Consider the following 278-nt stretch of genomic DNA (forward strand, 5'->3'; position numbering starts at 1 on the left):
GCATTAAGTATACATAAACCTTAAAAGTGGCTTATTCAACAATTTCAATCGCGGTGCCTACTTTCACAGCCGCCATGATTTCATCCATCTCATCATTAGTGACGGCGATGCAGCCATCTGTCCAATCGTGTTGTTGATTGAGCCCGGCTAAATGACCAAAGCCATTCATTTGCCCATGAATCATAATGTCGCCACCTGGATTGACGCCGCGAGACTTAGCCTGTGCTTTATCTGCCGCATTTGGGTAGCTGACATGGATGGAGCGATGGGCTATTGAG

At 46.8% G+C, this 278-nt stretch carries 1 protein-coding gene; it reads right to left on the reverse strand.

The features are described 5' to 3' along the window. Positions 1 to 31: 31 nt before the first annotated feature. A partial coding sequence (locus AAEY75_RS14855; RefSeq protein WP_352260000.1) for a L,D-transpeptidase family protein occupies positions 32 to 278 on the reverse strand: 247 nt, incomplete at its 5' end.

The sequence above is a fragment of the Psychrobacter sp. TB55-MNA-CIBAN-0194 genome (assembly GCF_040309505.1).
In the GTDB taxonomy this organism is placed as follows: domain Bacteria; phylum Pseudomonadota; class Gammaproteobacteria; order Pseudomonadales; family Moraxellaceae; genus Psychrobacter; species Psychrobacter fozii.